The organism is Micromonospora echinofusca (assembly GCF_017614955.1).
GTDB classification, from domain to species: domain Bacteria; phylum Actinomycetota; class Actinomycetes; order Mycobacteriales; family Micromonosporaceae; genus Micromonospora; species Micromonospora echinofusca_A.
Genome location: NZ_WVUH01000075.1, coordinates 1 through 23,626, shown reverse-complemented (window position 1 = coordinate 23,626; position 23,626 = coordinate 1). Strand labels below are relative to the sequence as shown.

The following is a 23,626-nucleotide window of genomic DNA, read 5'->3' as shown; positions in this document are numbered from 1 at the left end:
GTGGAGTAGGACATCTCGTACCTCCGGTGGTGGAGAGGACTTTCTGCTCGGGCAGGCAGTCCACTACCCAACTGCGGCGCCGCCTACGCACCGCCCACCGGACCGTCAGCCGCCCACCGGACCGTCAGCCGCCCGCCGTGCCGGAGGCGGCAGCCGTCGGCCTGCAACGGGGACAGCCGTCAGTGGAAGACCTTGAGCCCGACCACGCCGGCCACCACCAGCAGCAGGCACACCACGCGGGGTACGGTGGCCGGCTCGTCGAGGGCCACCATGCCGACCAGTGCGGTGCCGACCGCACCGATGCCCACCCAGACGGCGTACCCGGTGCCGACCGGGATGCTCCGCAGCGCCCAGGCCAGCCCCGCCATGCTGAGCACCAGGGCGACCAGGAAGACGACCGAGGGCAGCGGGCGGCTGAATCCGGCGCTGCGTCCCAGCGCGATCGCCCACACCGTCTCCAGGATGCCCGAGAGCACCAGTACCACCCAGGCCATCGAAGCCCCCTCTCCCAGCCCGCCACGTGTCCGGGAAACCTAGCACCAGGCCAGGGCGTCGTGGGCCGGGCACCGCGACCGACCGGCACCCGGGCACCGCGACCGACCGGCACCTGGGACAGCGGCCGGATCCGGTCGCGCCCGGTCCACCGGGCCGACGCCCGCCGGGACGGTCGGGTCGGGGCGTACGCCGTCTCCGGCCCTGTCGGACCGGCCCGGTACCCTCGGATGGTGTCTGCCACCTCCCCTTCCGCTGCGGACGGCCGTCGGGTCGCGCTGCTCACCCTCGGTTGTGCCCGTAACGAGGTCGATTCGGAGGAGCTGGCCGCCCGGCTGCACGCCGACGGCTGGCAGGTGACCACCGACGGCGAGGGCGCCGACGTGGTCCTCGTCAACACCTGCGGCTTCGTGGAGAAGGCCAAGCAGGACTCCATCCAGACCCTCCTCGCCGCCGCCGACACCGGCGCCAAGGTCGTGGCGGCCGGCTGCATGGCCGAGCGGTACGGCCGGGAGCTGGCCGACAGCCTCCCGGAGGCGCAGGCCGTGCTCGGCTTCGACGACTACCCGCAGATCGGCGCCCGGCTCGACGCGGTGCTGGCGGGCGAGCGGATCGACGCGCACACCCCCCGCGACCGGCGGGAGCTGCTGCCCCTCACCCCGGTCTCCCGGCGGGGCAGCGCGGTCTCGCTGCCCGGGCACGGCACCCCGGAGCAGCCCACCACCGACGAGCACACCCCGGCCCACCTGCGCCAGGTGCTGCGCCGCCGGCTGGACTCCGGTCCGGTGGCCTCGCTGAAGCTGGCCAGCGGGTGTGACCGGCGTTGCGCGTTCTGCGCGATCCCGGCGTTTCGCGGGGCCTTCGTCTCCCGCACCCCGGACGAGCTGCTCGCCGAGGCCGAGTGGCTGGCCAGGTCGGGCGTCCGGGAGCTGGTCCTGGTCAGCGAGAACTCCACCTCCTACGGCAAGGATCTGGGCGACCCGCGTCTGCTGGAGAAGCTGCTGCCGCAGCTCGCGGCGGTCGACGGCATCGTCCGGGTGCGGGCCAGCTACCTCCAGCCGGCCGAGACCCGGCCCGGCCTGATCGAGGCGATCGCCACCACACCCGGCGTGGCGCCCTACTTCGACCTGTCGTTCCAGCACTCCAGCGAGCCGGTGCTGCGCCGGATGCGCCGGTTCGGCTCGACCGCCCGGTTCCTGGAGCTGTTGGCCGCCGCCCGGGAGCTGGCGCCCGGGGCCGGCGCCCGGAGCAACTTCATCGTCGGGTTCCCCGGCGAGACCCGGGCCGACGTCGACGAGCTGGTCCGCTTCCTGACCGCCGCCCGGCTCGACGCGATCGGCATGTTCGACTACAGCGACGAGGACGGCACCGAGGCCGCCGACCTGCCCGGCAAGGTCTCCGCCGCCACGATCAAGCGACGGTACGACCGGCTCAGCGCGCTCGCCGACGAGCTGTGCTCGCAGCGGGCCGAGGAGCGGCTCGGTACCACGGTCGAGGTGCTGGTCGACTCGGTCGACGGCGGGACGGTCGAGGGGCGGGCCGCCCACCAGGCACCCGAGGTCGACGGGTCGACGACGCTGGTCGCACCGCCGACCGGGGGCGTGGACCTGGCCGCGTTGCGCCCCGGTGACCTGGTCCGGGCCACGGTCACCGGCACCGAAGGGGTGGACCTGATCGCCGTACCGGATGAGATGATCTCCGCGGCGCCCAGCGGAACGAGGTGACACCGGTGACCGAGGCAACCGACTCGACGCCGGCTGCCGTGGTCGCCCCGGTGCCGGTGCTCAACGCCGCCAACGCGTTGACCGCTCTGCGTCTGGCGCTGGTACCGGTCTTCGTGGCGCTCGTTGTGGCCTCCGAGATGATCCACCCGGGCTGGCGCATCATCGCCTGCCTGACCTTCGCGTTCGCCTCGGCCACCGACCTGGTGGACGGCTGGATCGCCCGGCGGTTCGCGCTGGTCACCTCGTTCGGCAAGGTGGCGGACCCGATCGCCGACAAGGCGTTGACCGGTGCGGCCCTGGTGCTGCTCTCCTGGTACGGCCACCTGCCCTGGTGGGTGACCGCGCTGATCCTGGTGCGGGAGTGGGGGGTGACGCTGATCCGGTTCTGGGTGATCCGGTACGGGGTGATCCCGGCCAGCCGGGGGGGTAAGGCCAAGACGGCGCTCCAGATCCTCGCGATCGTCTGGTACCTCTGGCCGGTGCCGGCCGGACTGGTCGCGGTCGGTCCCTGGATCATGGCGGCGGCGGTCCTGGTCACGGTCGCGACCGGGCTGGACTACGTGGTGCAGGCGGTACGTCTCCGCAGAGGCGTCAGCTAGCCCGTCGACAGGGGGAGTGGGCATGGCGCACGACGCGAACGGGGCGCACCCGGCGGGCAGTCCGGCGGCGGCGGTGGTGCACAGCCTCGCCGAGCGGGGGGAGACCCTCGCGGTGGTCGAGTCGCTCACCGGTGGTCTGCTCGCCGCGACGATCGTCGAGGTGGCCGGGGTCAGCAGCGTGTTCCGTGGTGGCCTGGTGGTGTACGCCACCGGTCTGAAGTCGGAGCTGGCCGGGGTGCCGGCGGAGCTGCTCGCCGAGCGGGGCCCGGTCGACCCGGACGTGGCGGCGGCGCTCGCCGAGGGGGGACGGGGCCGCTGCGGCGCGGACTGGTGTCTGGCGACCACCGGGGTGGCCGGTCCGGAGCCGCAGGGCGGCAAGCCGGTGGGGCTGGTCTACATCGCCGCCGCCGGACCGACCGGTACCACAGTTCGGGAACTCGATCTTGACGGTGGGCGGGAGTTCATCCGCTCGGCGACGGTGACCGAGGCGCTGCGGATGCTGGCGGACCGCATCCACGGGGCGTCCCGGGCCGGGACGGGACAGCGGTGAGTGGCGGACAGACTACGGTTTCCCACATCCGGTGGGATGTCACCGGGGCCGCCAGCGGGTACGGTTGCGGGAAGGCACCGGCGAGGTCCCGGCGCCGGAGGCGGTTGCCTCCCGACGTCGGTGACCCGTGCCGGGCAGAGTCCCGTCAGGGGAGGTGCGATGATCCTGCTCCGCCGATTGATCGGTGACGCACTGCGGGCGCGCCGGCAGGGCCAGCACCGGACCCTGCGGGAGGTCTCCTCCGCCGCGAACGTCAGTCTCGGCTATCTTTCGGAGATCGAGCGAGGTCAGAAGGAGGCGTCCAGCGAGCTGCTGGCCGCGATCTGTGACGCGCTCGGGGCCCGGCTCTCGGAGCTGCTGCGTGAGGTGAGCGACACGGTGGCCCTGGCGGAGCAGTTGCCCGGGGTGCTGGTGACGGTTCCCGAGCAGCCGGCCGAGTCGGGTCGTACCGAGCCGGCCACCCGGGTCGCGGCGGCCCGGGCCGACCGGACGGTCCGCCCGGTCGGGGCCACCGGGGTACGACAGGTGGCAACCGACGGAAAGGTCTCTGTCGCGGTCCGGCAGGACTCTCCCCTCAAGGCGACGCTCCGCACGACCCGTCGGGTCCGCCCCGCCGACAAGCACCGCGACGTGGTCTGCGCGGCCTGACCCGCCGGGTTTCGACCCGGGCGGCCGGGCCGTCACCGACCCCCGTCGGTCCCACCTTCTGGGAAGTCGCCGGGCGTCGCGGTGGCCGGTTCGGTGCTGACTCCCGGGCGGTCGGCTGCGGTCCGACCGCAGTCGCTGTCGGCTCCGGCTGCCGCCACGACGGCAACGGCAACTGGGCCACCCTCCGGCGGCTCCGTGGCCCGGGTACCCCTCGGCGCGTAGGGTTGATCCACGGGTGACGCGGCGGCGCCGGCCCCGGTTGCGGATGGCGCCGTGGGTGGCGCCCGGCTGGGACGATGGAGACATGGTCGTGCGGCCGGCCCTGCGGGTCCGCCGGCACGGCCACGGCGGAGCACGCAACTAGGGAGATACCGCGAAGATGGCGAACCCTCTCGTCAAGGGCTGGCGTTACCTGATGGCGCTCTTCGGCGCCCGGTTGGATGAGCACGCGGATCCCAAGGTGCAGATCCAGCAGGCCATCGAGGAGGCCCAGCGGCAGCACCAGGCGCTGGTCCAGCAGGCGGCGGCGGTGATCGGCAACCAGCGGCAGCTGGAGATGAAGCTCTCCCGCCAGATGTCCGAGGTCGAGCGGCTCCAGGCGATGGCACGGCAGGCCCTCGTGCTGGCCGACCGGGCGCGCGCCGAGGGCGACGAGGAGAAGGCGGTGGGCTACGAGCAGTCCGCCCAGACCCTCGCCACCCAGCTCGTCTCGGCCGAGCAGGCCGCCGAGGACCTCAAGACGCTGCACGACCAGGCGCTGGGTGCCGCTGCCCAGGCCCGGAAGGCGGTGGAGAACAACTCGATGATCCTCCAGCAGAAGCTCGCCGAGCGGACCAAGCTGCTCAGCCAGCTGGAGCAGGCCAAGATGCAGGAGAAGGTGGCCGCCTCCCTGGAGTCGATGTCGGCCCTGGCCGCCCCGGCGAACACCCCCTCCCTCGACGAGGTACGGGAGAAGATCGAACGACGGTACGCGACCGCCATGGGTCGGGCCGAGCTGGCCGGCAACTCGGTCGAGGGCCGGATGCTGGAGATCCAGAAGGCCAGCCTCGACTCGGCGGGCTCGTCCCGCCTGGAGCAGATCCGCTCCAGCATGGCCGGCGAGCAGTTGGCCGGCAGGTCGGACCGCCCGGCGGTGGAGCGGGCCACGTCGGCCGACCCGGCGGCCTCCGCCCGGCTGGACGAGATCCGGGCCAGCCTGTCCCGGGACCGGTCGACCGGCGATCCCAACGCCGCAGGCTGACCTGCGTAGAGCAAGTGGAGGGGTGAGGAGCATGGCGGACGAACGGGCCCGTTACTTCCGACGGCTGGGCCGGCTGCGCCGGTCGGCCCGGCGGTGGAGCGTGACCGCTGGCGGGCTCGGCGGTGCCGCCGCGATCCTCACCCCGTACGCGGGTCTCGGGCTGCCCGACGCGGCCTGGGCCGGCGCGGCCGGTGGTTCGGTGGTGCTGGCGCTGTGGCGTTGGCTGGACCTGCGGGCCCTCGCCGCCCGACCGGCGCCGCCGGAGTTGACCCCGGCCGAAGCGGCGGCCCGTTCCCGGGCCCGGATCCTGGCGACCGTGGAACGGCTGCCCGCCGGTCCCGGGCTGCTCGCCGAGGCCCGCCGGCAGCGGGCCCGGTTCGCGTTGCGGGGCTCGACGGCGGCCGGCCCGTGGGTCCGGCTGGACCGGGCCGCGCTCACCCTGGCCGGGATGGCGTCCCGGTTGAGCGGTCCTGCCGAGCCGGTGGTGCAGGAGGCGGCCGAGGCCGACCACTCGCTGCGTGACCTGGCCTACCGGGTGGCCAGCGTGGAACGGGCGTTGCGGCTGGCCCCGGCCGACGGCCGGACGGAACTGGCCGGGGCGCACCGCGAGCTGGTGGCGCAGCTGGAGAACGGGGTCGCCGCGTACGAGGCGCTGGTGGTCGCCGCCGCCGGGTACCTCGCCGAGGAGAGCCGGCCGGGCGGCGCCCATCCGGCTGCCACCCGGCTGACCGAGGCCACCGATCTGCTGCACGGGGTGGCCGCCGCGCTGGCCGAGTTCCGCGCGGTCGGTGACCCGACCCGGACCTCGGCCACCGCGTACGGCCCCCGCTGACCGGCCGCCACGCCCACCCGGGCGACCCCCGGTAGCGGGCGTCGACCCCCGTCCGGGCCGCCCGCCGTCAGCGGTCACCCGGGCGTGGCCGGTCGTCAGGCCGGCTGGAAGGACTGCCGGACGACGCCACCGACCAGCGCGCACCAGGTGCTCGTGCCGACCTTGCCGTTGGTGTCCAGCCCGTGCAGTTCCTGGAGGTCCTGGAGGGCCTTCTTGGTCGGGTGGTCGTAGACCCCGGTGATGGTCACGTCGGCGTACCCCTTGACGTTGAGGATGTACTGCACCGCGCTGACCGGCAGACCGGTCGCGTCCTTGTCCAGCTCCGGCGCGAGGGTCTCCCAGGTGGCTGTGGTGAGCGTGGCGTCGACGTCGACCGGGATGCCGTTGCGGGCCTGCCAGTCCTGGACGGCGGCGACGGTGGCCGCGTCGAAGGCGCCGGTGACCGTCACCGGGTAACCCCGGAAGGCGAGCAGGTACTGGGCGACCCGCACCACCGGTCCGCCCACGAACCGCCAGATGTCCGGCCAACGGCGGGCCGGCACGTCGGCCAGGTCGGTGCCGAGCGCCGCGAAGACCTGGCGCCGCAGCGCGGGGAACAGCCGGTAGAACGCCGCCCCGGGGCAGAGCGTGGCCCGGAAGTCCCAGTGGCCGAAGATGTCGTGCGCGTGCAGCCCGTACTGCCGGCAGATGGTGGTGCAGAGCGTGACCAGGGAGTCGAGCAGGGTCTGCGGCGGCGTCTCGGTGACGTAGGTGCCCTCGTTCTCGATGCCGATGGCCCGGCCGTTCTCGCCGGGGCAGTGCGCGGAGACCATCTGGACCTGGCCTTCGGCGAGGGTCGCCAGGCTGCCCCGTCGGCCCTCCAGCACGTACCCGCCCCGGCTGACCGTGAAGTGCTGCCCGGTGTCCGACCAGCGGTTGCCGTCCATGTGCAGGTTCTGGCAGCTCCGGGCCAGGTTGATCGCCTGCGTCTCGGAGAGGTCGGGGGTGTTCGGGTAGGCCATGTGGTGCAGGATGATCTTGTTGGTCGGGATGGTGCTGGTGGCCAGGGGTGCTGCCGGCGGGCGGGCGCCCCACTCGTCGCAGCTGATGATCCAGTCGAGGTCCGGGGTGGACGCCGCGTACGCGGCGCCCGGCCGGGCGAGCTCGGTGCCGACCACCGCGATCGCGGCGGCGCCGAGGCCGGCGCGCAGCAGCGTCCGGCGGTCCAGTTCGGGGTGCTCGAAGATCATGGACTCTCCTCTGTGGCCGCAGGTCGGCCCGGGGGTGGGTGGCAGCTCCACGGATGTGTAAAGAAGCTCCACTACCTGCGTGTGCCTCGGAGAATATTGCCATCCCGGCCTCGCGCGCTAGAGGGTCCGCCCGCCCACCACCCCGTCGATCATGGAGTTGTGGTGCCCCGCAAAAGGTTCAAATACGGAGTTGTCCCCCACCACAAGTCCATGATCGACGGAGGGGACGCGGTCAGGTGGGGGTGGTGACGGTGACCGGGCTGCTGAAGGCGGAGGTGCCGACGACGTTGAAGGCACGGATCCGGTAGTGGTAGGTGCACCCCCGGGCCAGGCCGGTGTTGTGGAAACCCCGGCCGGTGACGGTGAAGGTCACCACGTCCCGGCTGAACCGTCCGTCGGCGGCGCGCTGCACCAGGAAACCGCCACCCGCGCCCGGCTGCTCCGCCGACCAGCCCAGGTGGACGCTGGCACTGTCCGGCACCGGCGCGTGCCCGGTGGCGGTCAGTCCGGTGGGTACCTGGGGAAGGGCCGGGGTGACCACCGCCGACACGTTCGACCACGGCGACGCGGCACCGAGGTACGTGGTCCGGACCCGGTAGTAGTAGGTGGTGTCCGGGGCGACCGTGCCGTCCGGGTACCGGTCGGTGACGCCGAGCGTGGTCGTCCCCGGCCCACTGGTGAAGGTCGGATTGGTGGCCCGCTGCACCTCCACCCCGGTGGCGAACGAGCGGTTCGTCCAGTGCAGGGCCACCCGCAGCGGGGCCACCGGCGGCACCACCGAAGTCAACCCGCTCGGCGGGGACAGTTCGGCGACCGCGCACACACTGTTCGACCAGGCCGAGTACCCGGCCCGGGTCTCCGCCCGGACCCGGTAGTGGTACGCCACCCCGGGGACGACGGTCGGGTCCGGGTACCGGGTGGTGCCCGGGGCCAGCCGGACGGTGGTCGGCTCGGCGCCGAAGCCGGCGTCGGTGGACCGTTGCAGGAGCAGCCCGGTCGCCACCGGACGGTCCCCGCTGCGGGTACCGGTCCAGGTCAGGGTGATCGACGGCAGGGCGGTCGGGGAACCGGCCGCCGGGGTGGCGGTGAGCCCGGTCGGCGCCGACGGGGCGACCCGCAGCACCAGGGGGCGGCTGGCTTCCCCGCCCCGGTACCCGGTGGGCCCGACCTGCCAGCGGTACTCCCAGCCGAGGTTCGCCGGCCGGTTCCCGGGCCCCGGCGGGGCTGCCGCGTCCGCCGGCCGGGTCGGGTCCGGCAGCCGTACGCTGTCGCCGAGCCGGAACGGCAGGACCGGGGGTGCCGGGCGCAGGGCGACCACGACGTCCTCGGCCGGATCGACCCGGACCGCCTGCTTCCAGCCCCGCTCGTTGTCGTCCGGCGGGCGGACCAGGCCGTCCCGCCCCACCCGGTTGACCACCTGCACGTCGAACGGGAAGTGCAGCACCTCGCTCTGCCGGCCGTGCGGGCTGATCCGCCACAACTGGGTCCCGTCGGCCGGGCCACCGACCGGTACCCCCGGGGCGGTGACGTGCAGTACCTCGGTGACCGGGTCGTGCGCCCCCAACGGCAGGACCGGGGCGTACCGGCCGGCACCCGGCAGGGCCACGCCGAGCCGGCCGGTCACCCGGCCGTGGCCGGCCTCGAAACCGGCGAGCACCGCCTTGCCGGCCAGCGGCAGGGTCACCGGCTCGGCCGCCCCGGCCGGGGTGAACGTGACCGAGGTGGCGTGCGCCGGGGCGTACACCTCGGCCGGGGTGACCGTGCCGAACGCCGGGTCGTACGCCGGCTGCGGCACGATCGGCGGGAGCTGGCTCTCCGCGTACGCCCCGGGGAGCCGCCCGGCCAGGGTCGCCAGGTCGAACGGGGCGGTCGGGGTACCCGCCACCCGGAACTGGAGCAGGGTCCGGGTGTTCGGGCCGTACCCCGCCACGGTGGGTGGGGCGCCGCCGGTGGCGGTGAGATCCGGTCCGCCGGTGTAGTGGTCGTAGCGGGGATCGAAGGCGGGCAGCGGGGCCGGCGCGTCGTTGTACAGGATCAGGTTCGTCCCCGACGGCACCGCCGAGAAGTCGATCACCACGTCGGCCCGTTCCCCCGGGGCGAGCAGCAGCGTGTACCGCGTCGGGTTGAGCACGGTCGCCGCGCGCCGGTCGTACCCGAAATCGATCGGCTGGCTGACCAGGGTGACCGGCGCGGGGAGCAGACCCCCCTCCGAGCCGATCTGGATCATCGCGGGTCCCCGGGCCGCCGGGTCCGGCACTCCGCCGGCCCGGCCGTCGGTCGGCCAGCCGGCCGGGCGCCCGGCCGCCGGCACCGCCGGGACCATCGGCACCTCCCCGGCGCCGGCATCGGCCAGCATGCCGCCGGATGCCCACATCGGCCCGTCCGAGGCGGCCCGGTAGAGCTGGAGGTTCAGGTACCGGTCGGCGCAGGCGTTCAGGATCCGGAACCGGTACGCGGTGGGCCGGACCGTCAGGTACGGATAGGCGGCCCCGTTGACCAGGGGTGTGTCGCCGAACACGCGCGGCACGGCCGACGGGTGCGGGGTGCCCGGCGCCAACGGCGGTTCGTCCGACCCGGCGACCGGGTCGTGGTGCGGATTCGGTACCGGCGGCTGCTCCGGGCCGCCCGCCGGGTGGCTGCCGCCGCCCGGTTCCGGTGCGCACCACGGGCCGTAGTCCCAGCGGCCCACCGGGTTGCGACCGTCCGACCGGTACGGGTTCTGGTTCGGCAGGTACACGTGCGGGTACCAGATCGACCCCGTGCTGCCCCACCGTTCCCGGTCCCAGACCGGATCCTCGACGGCGAGTTGGGCGTCGTCGGGTACGAACGTCTTGTCCTCGACGACCAGCGGGATCTGGGTCGCCGGCAGCACCCCGTCGGTGACCAGCCGCCGCTCGGCCGGATCGTCCAACAGGTACAGCCCCACCTGGCCGGAGTGGACGGTGAGCCGGGCCAGGCCGAGGGTGTTGTCGTGGTACCACATCAGCCGGGCGCTCTGCTCGTTCGGGTGGTAGAGGGTCACCGCACCCGGACCGGGGGTCGGCATGTCCGGCACGGTCGCGTACCCCGGCCCGACCGGGTACGGGGTGACCTCCCCGGCCGGGGTCAGCCACTGGGTGGGCAGTCCGGCGCTGATCCAGCCGGTGGCGGAGCCGGCCAGGTGCAGTACCGCCCGGTTCTGCGGGTACCGGGCCGGTGCGGGCAGCGGACCGGCCCCGGCACCGGGGAGGGTCCCGTCGACCGGGAGGAACAGCTCCCCGGCCCGCCCGACGGGTAGCTGGTTGACGAACCGGATCCGCACCGGCCGGCCCCGGTGCGCCACGATCACCGGACCACAGTGGTACGGCCGTTCCGGTGGTCGGACCGTGTTGTGCCCGTCGCCGTCGGTACCCATGTTGAGCTGCCGGTACCCGCGCAGCCGGGTGGCCGGCAGATCCCGGTGCAGGCGCTGGTGGTACTCGGACAACCCGATCTCGTAGTAGTCGCATCCCGGGTAACTGGTGGTGTCGGGGACAGCCACCGGCAGCCGGTTGCCGGATGCGTCGCGGTGGTCCCGGGCGGGCAGGGGCAGCGGGTCGACGAACTTCCGGAGGCCGGTGCCGGGGACGACCCGGCCGTGCGCGTCGAGCCGCGGCCGGGGGCTGTACGCGACGTACGGCACCGGACCGAAGTAGCCGGGCAGGGCGGACGGGTCGAGGCCGGTCCGCCGGTCCGGGCCGGTGAGCTGGTCCGGATGCGGCGGGCCGGGCTGTGCCGGCGGCCCGTCACCGGTCCGGGCCGGCGGTCCGTGTTCGGTCCGTCCTGGCGGTCCGTCGCCGGTCCGGGCCGGCGGTCCGTGTTCGGTCCGTCCTGGCGGTCCGTCGCCGGTCCGGGCCGGCGGTCCGTGTTCGGTCCGGGCGGTCGGGACGTGTTCGGTCCGGACCGGCAGTCCGTCGCCGGTCCGGACCGCCGGGACGTGGCCGGCGTGGGTGGACCGGGCCAGCCGGATGTTCAGCAGTTTGCGAAAGATCGCCATGGCACTCCCCGGGATGCGGGGGCACGACCGGCCGGGCTTCGTCGCCACCGGAGGTCGACCCGTCGACGCTCGATGACCACGGGTGAGCGTCTGATAGCAGCATGCGATGCCCGGATGACGGTTAGGAACTACCCATTCGTCCTATTTTGCGCGTCGAGGGCGTCGAGGGCGTCGGCGGCGTCGCGCGGCGGCTCGGGTTGGCAGGTCGGACACCAGTAGGTGATCCGTTCCCCCTGCTCGGCCTTGCGGATCGCGGTGCCGCACCGTCGGCAGGGCTGCGCGCGCCGACCGTAGACGTAGCTGGTCTGCCCCCGGTGCAGCGAGCCGGTGGTGCTCTGGGTCCACCGGCCCCGGTTCGCCGCGAGCAGCCGCTGACCCAGCCCGACCAGGCCGGGCAGGTCGGGTACCGCCGCCACCGGGGCCCACGGCGACACCCCGCGCAGGAAGAGCAGCTCGCACTTGTAGAGGTTGCCGATCCCGGCCAGGTTGGTCTGGTCCAGCAGCGCCTCGGCGATGCTCCGGTCCGGGTCGCGGCGGATCCGGCGGACCGCCTCGTCGACGTCCCAGTCCGGGCCGAGCAGGTCCGGACCCAGCCGACCCACCAGGACGTCCTCCTCGACCGTGGGGACCAGCGCCAGCTCGTGCAGGTGGTACCCGACGGCCACCGCGTCGGCGGTGCGCAGCACCACCCGGATCAGGTGCGCCGGTCGGGCGGTCCACCGCTCACCCGGGGCGTAGGCCCGCCAGGCGCCGTCCATCCGCAGATGCGAGTGCAGGGTACGCGGGGCCGCGCCGTCCGGGCCGGTCAGGCGCAGCAGCAGATGCTTGCCCCGGCTCACCGACCCGACCACGGTGGCGCCGGTCAGGTCGGTGGCGGCCAACTGCGGCACCCGGAAGTCCGAGCCGGTCAGCCGGGCACCGGCCAGCGCGCGGTGCAGGACGCGGGCAGTGTTCCAGACGGTGTCGCCTTCGGGCACGATCCCATCCTGGCGTACCGCGCCCCGCCCGTCCTGTTGCCGGACGCTCTCAGGGCTGCTCGTCGGGCCGGGCCGGCCGGACCAGATCCTGGTAGCGGGGGTGACTGGCGCCGTAGATGGCGAAGTTGAGCCGGGCGTGGGAGAGACTCAGGTCGCCGTTGGGGCCGCCACGGACCACGTCGGCGTCGGCGTCGCTCTGGCCGTCGTCGGTCCAGAAGCAGATGGGACAGGTGCCGCAGCCGGTACGGAAGCCACAGCAGGGACAGGCAGCGGTGTCCATCGAGTGCGCGCCCACGCCGGAAAGCATTTCACAGATACCTACCGCGCGACACGGGCGGGCTACCCTCAGTCCATCGTGTCGTCCGGCGGGTCCACCACGCCCGACCGGTGCAGCCGCACCCGGTCACCCGCCGTGACGGCCAGCAGGTCGGCGGCCCGGCCGCCGTTGACCGCGAGCGCCGCCCGGCCCGCCGAGTCCACGTGCGCCACCAGCCCACCCGGGGGTACGTCGCCGAAGGTGCCACCCCGCCGGGCGGTGTGAACCTCTGCGGGCGACCCGTCGGCCCGGTGCACCCCGAGGGTCCCGCCGAACCGGTCCAGGGCGGATCCGGCGAGGGCGAGCTGGACGTTGCCGAAATGGTCGACGGTCGCCACCGGTGCCTCGACCCACCCGTCGGTGACCCGGACCGGCGGTGCGGGCAGGCGTACCAGCGCAGCCGGGTCGAGCGCCGGCCCGGCCTGCGGCAACGGGGCACCCGCCGCCAGCCGTGCGGCGACCGGGGCGAACACGTCCCGACCGTGGAACGTCCGGGACACCTGCGGTGCCAACCAGTCCGGGTTGGTCAGCTCGACCGCCTCGGTCACCCCGCCGAGGGCCTCCGCCGCCGGGATCAGCAGCCCGTTGTCCGGCCCGACCAGCAGACCACCGGGGGTGCCGAGCGCGACGCCCCGCCGGTCGGTACCCACCCCGGGGTCGACCACCGCCACGTGGACGGCCGGTGGCAGGTGACCCACCGTCTGGGCGAGCACCTCGGCACCCCGGGCCACGTCACCGGGCGGTACCAGGTGGGTGACGTCGATGACCCGGACGGCCGGCGCCAGTCGGGCGACCACCCCGTGGCAGGCGGCCACGTACCCGTCCGAGAGGCCGTAGTCGGTGGTGAAGCTGATCCAGTCGTACCCGGTCACGGTCGCAGGTTAGCCGGCTCCCGGTCCGCTCGCCGGGTGCGGTGCACACCGCACGCCGGTGGCTCAGGCGCGGAGCCGCAGGCCCCGTGGCGTGGCCCGGAACCCGGCGGCGGTCAGCGCGTCGGCCAGCGGGGACGACCGTACGGCCGCACCGTCGGCCCGCTCCACCGAGATCGCGCCCAGGGCGCCCGAGTGCACCGCGTCGGCGAGCGCCCGCCCGGCCGCCGCCAGCGCCTCCGGACCGTCGGTGAAGGAGAGCAGGGTACGGCCACCCCGTTCCACGTACAGCGCCAGCTCCCCGCCGACCAGCACGACCAGCGCGCCCGCCTTCCGCCCGGCCCGGTGCCCGGTGGCGGGCTGGTCCCCGTCACCGGAGTCCACCGCCCGCTCCGGCCAGGGCAGCGCCGCGCCGTACGGGTTGGCCGGATCGGTGGCGGCGAGCACCAGGGCGGCCCCACCGCGCCCGCGCCCACCGTCGGCCGGCTCGGCCAGGGCGCGCAGCCGGTCCACCGCTCCCGGTACCGCGAACTGGGCGGCACCCAGTCCTTCGACGAAGTAGCCGCGCCGGGCCGCACCGCGTTCCTCCAACGCGGACAGCACCGGGTACACCGCGGCGAACCCGCCGGTGACCTGCTCGGCGACCACAGCGCCCCGGGTCACCACCCCGTGCCGCTCCAGCAGCGTGTCGGCGAGCGCGGCGGCCCGCCGGGTCGGGTCGGTGTCCCGTTCGGGTAGCCGCGACCAGCGCCCGGCCATGGTGGGCGGACCGCCCCGGGCCGGCAGTGCCACCCGCCCCGGCCGCCGGTAGCGGGTCCGCGGGGCGCCCGGCCGAGACCGGTGCGCCCCGCCGCCGCCGAGCGCCGCCCGCAGCGGGGCGAGCGTGTCGTTGGTCAACCAGCCCGCCCAGACCAGGTCCCAGACCACTCCGGCCAGGGCGGTGTCGTCGACCGCGCCGACCCGGTCGGCCAGGGACCGGAAGAACAGGGCCTGCCCCCCGTCCAGGGCCGCCAGCACCGCCTCGTGCGCCGGGGTCAGGGTGAGCGCCTCGTCGGGGACCGGCAGCAGCACCGGTGCCGTGTCGGCGTACGCCAGCCGCACCCAGCCGTCCCCGCCGGTGAGCGCACCGGACCCGGCCCAGACCACCTCGCCGCTGGCGCAGAGCTCGTCCAGGTGGGCGGGGCTGTAGTCGGCCACCCGGGCGGGCAGCACCAACCGCTCCAGCGCCGACGCGGGGACCGCCGCCCCCTGCAACTGCTCCACCGCCGCCGCGACCGCCTCGACGCCCCGGGCCGGGGAACCGACCTGCTGCCAGCGGGGCAGGAAGGTGGCCAGCGCCCGGTGCGGTACCGGCTCGATCTCCCGGCGCAGTGCCGCCAGCGACCGGCGGCGCAGCAGGCGCAGCACCTCCGCGTCGCACCACTCGGTGCCGGTGCCGTCCGGGGAGAACTCCCCGGAGACCACCCGGCCGGTGGCGCCCAGCCGACGCAGCACCTGCTCCACCACGGCCACCCCGAGCCCGAACCGGGCCGCGCAGGTCGACGCCGCGAACGGACCCCGGGTACGCGCGTACCGGGCGACCAGGTCACCGAGCGGATCGGCCACCGGGGCGAGGTACGCCTCGGCGACCCCCACCGGCAGGGCCACGCCCAGCGCGTCGCGCAACCGACCGGCGTCCTCCACGCCGACCCAGCGCTCCGCACCGGCGATGCGTACCCGCAGCACCCGGCGGGCCGCCGCCAGCGCGTCCAGCCAGTCGGCCGGTACCCCCCGCTCGGCCAGTTCCGCGTCGCTCAGGTCACCGAGCTGGCGGAGCAGTTCCACGGTGTCCTCGGCGTCGCGGGGTCGGCGCTGTTCGGTCAGCCAGCGCAGTTGCCGCCCGGTCTCGGCGAGCACCGCCGGGTCGAGCAGTTCCCGCAGGTCGACCCGGCCGAGCAACTCGCCGAGCAGGGTCGAGTCCAGGGCCAGTGCGGCGGCCCGGCGCTCGGCCAGCGGTGCGTCGCCCTCGTACAGGAAGGCCCCGACGTACCCGAAGAGCAGCGACCGGGCGAACGGCGACGGGGTGCTCGTCTCCACCTCGACCAGCCGCACCCGGCGGCTGCCCAGTTCCCGCATCAGGGTGACCAGCCCGGGCAGGTCGAAGACGTCCTGGAGACATTCCCGGGCCGCCTCCAGGGTGATCGGGAAGTCGGCGAACCCCCGGGCCACGTCGAGCAGCTGTGCGGCCCGTTGACGCTGCTGCCAGAGCGGCTGCCGGCGCCGGGGATCCCGGCGGGGCAGCAGCAGGGCCCGGGCCGCGCACTCGCGGAACCGGGACGCGAAGAGCGCCGACGTGCCGACCGACTCGTCCACCAGTTGGGTGATCTCGTCCGGGTCGAAGGCCACCAGCTCCGCCCCGGGCGGGGCGTCCGCCGTGTCCGGCAGCCGGACCACGATCCCGTCGTCGGCCGGCATGACCTGCGCGTCCACCCCGTACCGCTCGGCCAGCCGGCGGGCGATCGCCAGCGCCCACGGCCCGTTGACCCGGGCACCCAGCACGCAGTGCACCGCGAGCCGCCAGTCGCCCAGCTCGTCCCGGAACCGCTCGACCACCACCGTCCGGTCGTCCGGCAGGGACCGGGTCGACTCCCGCTGCTCGCGCAGGTAGGCCAGCAGGTTCCCGGCGGCCCAGGCATCCAGCCCACCGGCGCGCAGCGCGCTCGCCGCCGCCTCGTCACCGGCCCGCACCAGGGCCCGCAGCCGGGCACCGATGGCCCGGCCCAGCTCCACCGGGCGACCCAGCGCGTCCCCCTTCCAGAACGGCATCCGGGCGGCCTGACCGGGGGCGGGGGAGACCAGCACCCGGTCGGGGGTGATCTCCTCGATCCGCCAGGACGACGACCCGAGCAGGAAGACGTCCCCCACCCGGGACTCGTACACCATCTCCTCGTCCAGCTCACCGACCCGGGCGGCGCGCTCCGCGCCCGCCAGGAAGACCCCGAACAGACCCCGGTCGGGGATGGTGCCGCCGCTGGTGACGGCGAGCCGTTGCGCACCGGGACGACCGGAGAGCAGGTCGGTGGCCCGGTCCCAGACCAGCCGGGGACGCAGCTCCGCGAAGGCGGTGGACGGGTACCGCCCGGAGAGCATGTCCAGCACCGCGTGCAGCGCCGAGTCGGGCAGTTCGGCGTACGGCGCGGCCCGCCGCACCAGGACCGCGAGGTCCGCCACCCGCCACTGGTCGAGGGCGACCATCGCGACGATCTGCTGGGCCAGCACGTCCAGCGGGTTACGGGGCGGATGCAGCTCCTCGATCGCGCCCTCGGTCATCCGCTCGGCGACCACCGCGCAGGAGAGCAGGTCACCCCGGTGCTTGGGGAAGACCACTCCCCGGGAGACCGCACCGACCTGGTGCCCGGCCCGGCCGACCCGTTGCAGCCCGGCCGCGACGCTCGGCGGTGCCTCGATCTGCACGACCAGGTCGACCGCCCCCATGTCGATGCCGAGCTCCAGACTGGAGGTGGCCACCACGGCGGGTAGCTGGCCCGACTTCAGCGCTTCCTCGATGTGCTGCCGTTCGGAGCGGGACACGCTGCCGTGGTGGGCCCGGGCGATCACCGGAGCCGCACCCTGCGCCGCCCCGGACTGCGCCATCACCTGCGCCGGAAGCTGCCCGGGTGGCCCGGACGGATCACCGGTGGGCTCGGCGGCCAGCTCGTTGAGGCGGGCGCAGAGCCGTTCGGCGCTGCGCCGCGAGTTGGTGAAGACGATGGTCGAGCGGTGGGCGCGGATCAGCGCGAGGACCCGTTCCTCCACCGCCGGCCAGATCGACGCCCGGCGGGGCCCCGGACCGCCGAGGTCGTCGGGCGGCGGCTCGGCCTCGTCGAGGCGGGTCATGTCCTCGACCGGTACCTCGATGGTGATCTCGATGGTCTTGTCGGTGGCCGGCTGCACCACCTCGACCGGCCGCGCGCCGCCGAGGAACCGGGCGGTGGTGTCGACCGGACGGACGGTGGCGGAGAGCCCGATCCGTTGCGCGGGCGCGGGCAGCAGGGCGTCCAGCCGCTCCAGGGAGAGCGCCAGGTGGGCGCCGCGCTTGGTGCCGGCCACCGCGTGCACCTCGTCGACGATCACCGTCTCGATGCCGCGCAGCGAATCCCGGGCGGCCGAGGTGAGCAGCAGGAACAGCGACTCCGGGGTGGTGATCAGGATGTCCGGCGGGGTGCGGGCGAAGGAGCGCCGTTCGTCGGCGGGGGTGTCCCCGGTACGCATCCCCACGGTGATCTCCGGCGGGGTGACCCCGAGCCGGGTGGCCGCCTGCCGGATACCGGTCAGCGGGGTACGCAGGTTGCGTTCCACGTCCACGGCGAGCGCCTTGAGCGGGCTGACGTAGAGCACCCGGCAGCGGTGCCGGGGGTCCGCCGGCAGCGCCTCACGGGCCAGCCGGTCCAGTGACCACAGGAAGGCGGCGAGCGTCTTCCCGGAACCGGTCGGGGCGACCACGAGGGCGTTCCGGCCGGCACCGATCGCCGCCCACGCGCCGGCCTGGGCGGCGGTGGGGGCGGCGAAGGCGGCCCCGAACCACGCCCGGGTCGCCGGGCCGAAGCCCGCCAGCGCGTCAGTCACCTCCCCATCCTGCACGCCCGCTCCGACAGGAAACGAAGGGCTGCCCGCTGCGGGATCGTACGCACCGGATCGGGGCGGTTGGCGCGTTAAGTCTTACTTAACTGCTTGCTAGTGCGCCGCAACATAAAGTAACTTCACCGTCGTCCCCGGTGGGTACGGAGGGAGCCGGATGAGCACAGGTCAGCACGGCCACCAACCCGGCACGGACGTGCTCATCCGCAAGGTCGACAGTCACCTGGCCGCGCTCCGGGTCGGCCTGCGCGCCCCCGAGCTGGAGCTCGCCGAGCGCCTCGCCCACTGCCTGCGGGAGCTGATCGTCGCCTCCACCCAGGCCAGCGCGGCCGACCGGGCCCAGGTCCGGGCGGCGGTGCACTACTTCGTGCTGCGCCGGGAGAGCCGGGGGCAGCTCCTCCCGGTCCGCTCCCTCACCGCCGCCCAACGGTTCCTCAACAAGGTCGTCATCCAGTTGGGGCGCCCCGATCTGGTGGTCGACGGACGCCGCGAACGGGAGTCGGTGACCTCCGACGGCCCCAGCCGGTAGGCACCACCCCGGGCCCGGCTGCCCTAACCGATCCACCGTCCCCAGCCGGCCATATTCGGCAAAACCGCCCCCACGCCGCCGATCTGCCGTTCCCTCGTAGGCACGGACCGGTTACCCGGCCCGCGCTGACACCTGCCGGGAGTGGGCGTGCTGGTACTGCTGATCCTTCACCTCGTGGCGGCGCTGCTCGCGCCGCTGCTCGTCCGGTGGTGGGGTCCACGTGCCTGCTACCCGCTGGCCCTGGCGCCGGCGGCGGCGTTCGGCTGGGCCCTGACGCACGCCGGCACCGTCCGCCGGGGCGACCCGGTGGTCGAGGCGTACCCGTGGATCCGTCAGCTCGACCTCGACCTGGCGTTGCGGGTCACCACGCTGTCGTGGCTGATGGTGCTGCTGGTCGGTGGGATCGGCGCGGTGGTCCTGGCCTACTGCGCGCACTACTTCACCCCCGCCGAACCGGGACTCGGCCGGTTCGCCGGGGTCTTCGTCGCCTTCGCCGGGGCGATGCTCGGCCTCGTCGTCGCCGACAACCTGCTGCTGCTCTACGTCTGCTGGGAACTCACCACGGTCTTCTCCTACCTGCTGATCGGCCACCACCCGGAGCAGCGGTCCAGCCGCTGGGCCGCCGCCCAGGCGCTGACCGTGACCACCCTCGGCGGGCTGGCGATGCTGATCGGGTTCATCCTCCTCGGCCAGCACGCCGGCAGCTACCGCTGGTCGGTGATCGCCGCCGGCCCGCTGCCCGGCGGGTCGTACCTGGTCGCCGCCGTGCTGCTGATCCTGGTGGGGGCACTCGCCAAGTCGGCCATCCTCCCGTTCAGCTCCTGGCTGCCGGCGGCGATGGCGGCACCCACCCCGGTCAGCGCCTACCTGCACGCCGCCGCGATGGTGAAGGCCGGGGTGTACCTGGTCGGACTGCTCGCCCCGGTACTGGCCGACGCCGGACCGTGGCGACCGGTGACCGTGCTCGCCGGAGCCGCGACCATGCTCGCCGGTGGCTGGGCGGCGCTGCGCCAGACCGACCTGAAACTGCTGCTCGCGTACGGCACGGTCAGCCAGTTGGGTCTGCTGGTGGCGGCGACCGGTGCCGGTACGCGGAACGCGGCCCTCGCCGCGGTGGCCCTGCTGCTGGCGCACGCCCTGTTCAAGGCGGCGCTCTTCCTCGTCGTCGGCATCGTCGACCACCAGGCCGGTACCCGTGAAATCGGCGAACTCTCCGGGCTGCGGCGACGGTCACCGGTGGTCTGCGTGGTCGCCGTACTCGCCGCCGCCTCGATGGCGGGTGTCCCACCGCTGTTCGGGTTCGTCGCCAAGGACGAGGTGCTGCACGCCTTCCTCGACCAGCCGGTGCTGCTCGCCGTGCTGGTCGCCGGCACGATGCTCACCGTCGCCTACAGCGCGCGGTTCGTCTGGGGAGCGTTCGCCGACAAACCGGCGGTGGCCGCCACCCCCGTGAAACCGGTCCCGGTGGCCCTCCTGGCACCCCCGGCGCTCCTGGCGCTCACCGGACTGCTGCTCGGACCGCTGGCGGCCCCGGTCGGCGACTACCTGGTGCCGTACGCCGAACTGTTCGTTGGCGGCAGGGCGCACCTGGCGTTCTGGCACGGGTTCGGTCCGGAACTGCTGCTCTCCGCGCTCGTCCTCACCGGCGGTGCCCTGCTCTTCGCCCTGCGCGGGCCGCTGCTGCCGGTCCTGAACCGGATCCGTACCCCGGCCCCCGGCACGGTGGTGTACGAGTGGCTGATCCACCGCTTCGACCGGACCGCCATCGAGGTCACCAGCGTCACCCAGCGCGGCTCCCTGCCGCAGTACCTCGGCATCGTCCTGCTGGTCCTGGTCGTCGTCCCCGGCGGTGCGTTGCTGGCCGCGCGACCGGCCCTGGCCGGGGTCCGGCCCTGGGACACCCCACTGCAACTGGTCGTCGCCCTGGTGCTCACGGTCGCTGCGGTGCTCGCCGTCCGGGCCCGGCGCCGGTTGACCGCGGTCCTGCTGGTCGGGGTCACCGGCTACAGCACGGCGATGCTGTTCATCCTGTACGGTGCGCCCGACCTGGCGCTGACGCAGTTCCTGGTGGAGACCGCCACGATCGCGGTCTACGTCCTGGTGGTTCGGCGGCTGGCGCCCCGGTTCTCGGCCCGCCCGTTGCGCCGTAGCCGGTGGGTGCGACGCGGGATCGGCGTGGCGACCGGGGTGGTGATGGCCGGCCTGGCGCTCGCCGTGGCCAGCAGCCGGACCGACCCGCCGGTCTCCGCCGCCTTCCCGGACCTCGCCGTGCGGGAGGGCTACGGGCGCAACGTGGTGAACGTGACCCTGGTCGACATCCGGGCCTGGGACACCATGGGGGAGTTGGCCGTCCTGGTGGTGGCCGCCACCGGGGTGGCCAGCCTGGTCTTCGAGCGGTCCCGCACCGGCCCCCGGCCGCGTCGGCGGGAGGCGGCCCCACCGGAGACCCGGGAGGGGCAGCGGCTCTGGCTGCGCGGCGGCCCCACCCTGCACGCCCGGCACCGGTCCATCGTCTTCGAGGTGGTGACCCGGCTGCTGTTCCACACCATCGTGCTCTTCTCCCTCTTCCTGCTCTTCTCCGGTCACAACGCCCCCGGGGGCGGGTTCGTCGGAGGGCTGGTGGCCGGGCTGGCGCTGGCCGTCCGCTACCTGGCCGGTGGCCGGCACGAACTCCAGGAGGCCGCCCCGATCGGCGCCGGCACGGTGCTCGGTGCCGGCCTGGCCGTCTCGGTCGGCACCGGGGTCATCGCCATGCTGGCCGGCCACCAGGTGCTGGAGAGCAGCCGGATCGACCTGCGGTTGCCCGGCATCGGCGACTTCTACCTGGTCACCTCGCTCTTCTTCGACGTCGGCGTGTACCTCGTGGTGGTCGGGCTGGTGCTGGACATCCTGCGCAGCCTGGGCGCCGAGGTGGACCGCCAGATCGAGGCGGCCGGTGAGCCGGACCGGGCGCTGGCCGCCGACCGGGAGGGGGAGCCGACGTGAGGCAGGCCGGTAGCGGACCGACCCTCGTCATGGTGCTGGCGGTCGGGGTGTTCTTCGGCACCGGCGTGATTTTGCTGCTGGAACGCAGCCTCACCCGCATCCTGCTCGGCGTGATCCTGCTCGGCAACGGGGTCAACCTGCTGATCCTGCTCGGTGGTCGGTCCGGGGGCGCCCCGATCGTCGGTACCGGACCGGTCGCGGAGATGAGCGATCCGCTGCCCGAGGCGATGGCGCTCACCTCCATCGTCATCACCTTCGGCCTGACCGCGCTGCTGCTGGCCATCGCGTACCGGAGCTGGTCGCTGACCGGCAACGACGAGGTCCAGGACGACCTGGAGGACCGCAAGATCGTGGAGTTGGCCGAGCGGAACGAGGTGGCGGCCACCGACGTGGGCGGCGACGACCACGCCGACGACCCGGAGCAGGTGAACCCGGCACCCGCGTTGCGCCGGCTGCGCCGCAGGGACGGTGGCTGATGTCGTACCTGGTCCCGCTGCCGGTGGTGGTGCCGCTGCTCGGCGCGGCCCTCACCCTGCTGCTGGCGCCCTGGCCGGGGTGGCAGCGGATGATCAGTGTCCTGGCGCTCGCCGCCACCCTGACGGTCGCGGCGGTCCTGCTGGTCGAGGCGTACCGGCACGGGCCGGTGGTGGTCCGGATCGGCGCGTGGCCACCCCCCGTCGGCATCGTGCTGGTCGCCGATCAGTTGGCCGCGCTGCTGCTGGTGGTGTCGGCGGCGGTGACCCTCTGCGTGCTGCTCTACTCGATCGGCCAGGGCCAGGGGGACAACCTGGAGAAGGCCCCGGTCAGCATCTACCACCCCACCTACCTGGTGCTGACCGCCGGAGTGACCAACGCGTTCCTCGCCGGGGACCTGTTCAACCTCTTCGTCGGTTTCGAGATCCTGCTCGCCGCGAGCTACGTGCTGATCACCCTCGGCGGGACCGAGGTACGGATCCGGACCGGCTCGACCTACGTCCTGGTCAGCATCCTCTCGTCGATGATCTTCCTCAGCGCGGTGGGACTGGTCTACCTGGCCACCGGGACGGTCAACCTGGCCCAGCTCGCGGCCCGGCTGGACGCGCTGCCGCAGGGCGTACGGCTGATCCTGGAACTGATGCTGCTGCTCGCCTTCGCGATCAAGGCGGCGGTCTTCCCGGTCTCCGCCTGGCTGCCGGACAGCTACCCGACCGCGCCCGCGCCGGTGACCGCGGTCTTCGCCGGCCTGCTCACCAAGGTCGGTGTGTACGCCATCATCCGGACCGAGACGCTGCTCTTCCCGGACGGCCGGATGGACGGGCTGCTGATGGTGGTGGCCGGGCTGACCATGCTGGTCGGCATCCTCGGCGCGGTCGCCCAGTCCGACATCAAACGGCTCTTCTCGTTCACCCTGGTCAGTCACATCGGCTACATGATCTTCGGGGTGGCGCTGGCCACCGCCGCCGCCCTCTCCGCCGCGATCTTCTACGTGGTGCACCACATCACCATCCAGACCACCCTCTTCCTGGTCGCCGGGTTGGTGGAGGAACGGGCCGGCAGCACCGACCTGCGCCGGATCGGCGGACTGGCCCGGGCCGCCCCGCTGCTCGGCGTGCTCTTCTTCCTGCCCGCGATGAACCTCGCCGGAATCCCGCCGTTCTCCGGTTTCCTCGGCAAACTGGGACTGCTCCAGGCCGGTGCCGCCGAAGGCGGCACCCTGCCCTGGACGCTGGTCGCCGTTGGGACGCTGACCAGCCTGCTCACCCTCTACGTGGCCTCCCGGGTCTGGAACATCGCCTTCTGGCGGGCGCCCCGGATGGCGACCGCCGAACCGAGGGTCAGGCTGCCGGTGCTGATGGTCGGCGCCACCACCGCGCTGGTCGCCCTCGGCGTGGCACTCACCCCGGTCGGCGGTCCGCTCTTCTCGGTCACCGCCGACGCCGCCGACGACCTGCGGCAACGCACTCCCTACGTGGAGGCGGTACTACCCGGGGGGACGCCATGACCGCCCCGGGAACACCCCCGCCC

At 74.1% G+C, this 23,626-nt stretch carries 17 protein-coding genes; 10 read left to right on the top strand and 7 right to left on the bottom strand.

What is annotated here, in order from left to right; genetic code table 11:
- Positions 1-179: 179 nt before the first annotated feature.
- The gene (locus GSF22_RS11505) at positions 180-494 is read right to left on the bottom strand and encodes a DMT family transporter (RefSeq protein WP_208813517.1); all 315 of its coding nucleotides are present in this window, start codon (positions 492-494) and stop codon (positions 180-182) included.
- A gap of 228 nt (positions 495-722) precedes the next feature.
- Here GSF22_RS11505 and rimO point away from each other — a divergent pair, with 228 nt between their 5' ends.
- From rimO to pspM, 6 genes are all read left to right on the top strand, one after another.
- A complete protein-coding gene (gene rimO / locus GSF22_RS11500) occupies positions 723-2,216 on the top strand; it encodes a 30S ribosomal protein S12 methylthiotransferase RimO (RefSeq protein WP_208813516.1) in 1,494 nt (497 codons plus the stop codon).
- Positions 2,217-2,221: 5 nt separating this feature from the next.
- The gene (gene pgsA / locus GSF22_RS11495; RefSeq protein WP_208813515.1) at positions 2,222-2,815 is read left to right on the top strand and encodes a CDP-diacylglycerol--glycerol-3-phosphate 3-phosphatidyltransferase; all 594 of its coding nucleotides are present in this window, start codon (positions 2,222-2,224) and stop codon (positions 2,813-2,815) included.
- Positions 2,816-2,837: 22 nt separating this feature from the next.
- Positions 2,838-3,365 carry a CinA family protein gene (locus GSF22_RS11490; protein ID WP_208813514.1) on the top strand — a complete coding sequence of 176 codons (528 nt, stop codon included), beginning with the start codon at positions 2,838-2,840 and terminating at the stop codon, positions 3,363-3,365.
- 159 nt (positions 3,366-3,524) lie between these two features.
- Positions 3,525-4,013, top strand: coding sequence for a helix-turn-helix domain-containing protein (locus GSF22_RS11485; RefSeq protein WP_208813513.1), 489 nt, complete (start codon positions 3,525-3,527; stop codon positions 4,011-4,013).
- Between the two features lie 379 nt (positions 4,014-4,392).
- Entirely contained in the window at positions 4,393-5,253 is an 861-nt protein-coding gene (locus tag GSF22_RS11480) for a PspA/IM30 family protein (RefSeq protein ID WP_208813512.1), read from the top strand.
- A gap of 31 nt (positions 5,254-5,284) precedes the next feature.
- Positions 5,285-6,085 (top strand): phage shock envelope stress response protein PspM, encoded by an 801-nt coding sequence (pspM, locus tag GSF22_RS11475; RefSeq protein WP_208813511.1) that lies wholly within the window; start codon positions 5,285-5,287, stop codon positions 6,083-6,085.
- 95 nt (positions 6,086-6,180) lie between these two features.
- On the opposite strand, the gene GSF22_RS11470 is transcribed toward pspM, so the two are convergent.
- From GSF22_RS11470 to GSF22_RS11445, 6 genes are all read right to left on the bottom strand, one after another.
- Positions 6,181-7,314, bottom strand: a complete 1,134-nt coding sequence (locus GSF22_RS11470) for a peptidoglycan recognition protein family protein (RefSeq protein ID WP_208813510.1) — start codon at positions 7,312-7,314, stop codon at positions 6,181-6,183.
- Between the two features lie 232 nt (positions 7,315-7,546).
- Positions 7,547-11,329, bottom strand: a complete 3,783-nt coding sequence (locus GSF22_RS11465) for a hypothetical protein (RefSeq protein ID WP_208813509.1) — start codon at positions 11,327-11,329, stop codon at positions 7,547-7,549.
- Between the two features lie 128 nt (positions 11,330-11,457).
- Positions 11,458-12,306 carry an Fpg/Nei family DNA glycosylase gene (locus tag GSF22_RS11460; RefSeq protein WP_208813508.1) on the bottom strand — a complete coding sequence of 283 codons (849 nt, stop codon included), beginning with the start codon at positions 12,304-12,306 and terminating at the stop codon, positions 11,458-11,460.
- Between the two features lie 49 nt (positions 12,307-12,355).
- Complete coding sequence (locus GSF22_RS11455; protein ID WP_307803922.1) at positions 12,356-12,601, bottom strand: CPCC family cysteine-rich protein; 246 nt, start codon at positions 12,599-12,601, stop codon at positions 12,356-12,358.
- A 50-nt stretch (positions 12,602-12,651) separates the two neighbouring features.
- On the bottom strand, positions 12,652-13,494 hold the full coding sequence (locus GSF22_RS11450) for an SAM hydrolase/SAM-dependent halogenase family protein (RefSeq protein ID WP_208813507.1): 843 nt from the start codon (positions 13,492-13,494) through the stop codon (positions 12,652-12,654).
- Between the two features lie 63 nt (positions 13,495-13,557).
- Positions 13,558-18,096 (bottom strand): ATP-dependent helicase, encoded by a 4,539-nt coding sequence (locus tag GSF22_RS11445; protein ID WP_208813506.1) that lies wholly within the window; start codon positions 18,094-18,096, stop codon positions 13,558-13,560.
- Between the two features lie 169 nt (positions 18,097-18,265).
- On the opposite strand from GSF22_RS11445, the gene GSF22_RS11440 reads away from it, so the two are divergent.
- The 4 genes from GSF22_RS11440 (at position 18,266) to GSF22_RS11425 (ending at position 23,603) form a co-directional block, all read left to right on the top strand.
- A complete protein-coding gene (locus tag GSF22_RS11440) occupies positions 18,266-18,637 on the top strand; it encodes a hypothetical protein (RefSeq protein WP_208813505.1) in 372 nt (123 codons plus the stop codon).
- A gap of 147 nt (positions 18,638-18,784) precedes the next feature.
- Positions 18,785-21,622 carry a Na+/H+ antiporter subunit A gene (locus GSF22_RS11435; protein ID WP_208813504.1) on the top strand — a complete coding sequence of 946 codons (2,838 nt, stop codon included), beginning with the start codon at positions 18,785-18,787 and terminating at the stop codon, positions 21,620-21,622.
- Between the two features lie 29 nt (positions 21,623-21,651).
- Positions 21,652-22,098, top strand: coding sequence for a Na(+)/H(+) antiporter subunit C (locus GSF22_RS11430; RefSeq protein WP_208813518.1), 447 nt, complete (start codon positions 21,652-21,654; stop codon positions 22,096-22,098).
- Positions 22,098-23,603 carry a Na+/H+ antiporter subunit D gene (locus tag GSF22_RS11425; protein WP_208813503.1) on the top strand — a complete coding sequence of 502 codons (1,506 nt, stop codon included), beginning with the start codon at positions 22,098-22,100 and terminating at the stop codon, positions 23,601-23,603. The genes GSF22_RS11430 and GSF22_RS11425 overlap by 1 nt, the downstream gene beginning before the upstream one ends.
- Positions 23,604-23,626: the final 23 nt, after the last annotated feature.